Origin of the sequence: Pantoea sp. PSNIH1, assembly GCF_007680655.1 — a bacterium.
GTDB lineage: Bacteria > Pseudomonadota > Gammaproteobacteria > Enterobacterales > Enterobacteriaceae > Pantoea > Pantoea eucrina.
Genome location: NZ_VEIP01000021.1, coordinates 1 through 458, shown reverse-complemented (window position 1 = coordinate 458; position 458 = coordinate 1). Strand labels below are relative to the sequence as shown.

General features: G+C 53.5%; 1 rRNA gene. It reads left to right on the top strand.

The features are described 5' to 3' along the window. Positions 1-405 (top strand): 16S ribosomal RNA (locus FS690_RS18210); the annotation flags it as partial. Positions 406-458 lie beyond the last annotated feature (53 nt).

Below are 458 nucleotides of genomic sequence, written 5' to 3'. Positions count from 1 at the left end.
TGCCGGGAACTCAAAGGAGACTGCCGGTGATAAACCGGAGGAAGGTGGGGATGACGTCAAGTCATCATGGCCCTTACGGCCAGGGCTACACACGTGCTACAATGGCGCATACAAAGAGAAGCGACCTCGCGAGAGCAAGCGGACCTCATAAAGTGCGTCGTAGTCCGGATCGGAGTCTGCAACTCGACTCCGTGAAGTCGGAATCGCTAGTAATCGTAGATCAGAATGCTACGGTGAATACGTTCCCGGGCCTTGTACACACCGCCCGTCACACCATGGGAGTGGGTTGCAAAAGAAGTAGGTAGCTTAACCTCCGGGAGGGCGCTTACCACTTTGTGATTCATGACTGGGGTGAAGTCGTAACAAGGTAACCGTAGGGGAACCTGCGGTTGGATCACCTCCTTACCTGAAGATACCTTCCCGCGAAGTGCTCACACAGATTGTCTGATAGAAAGTAA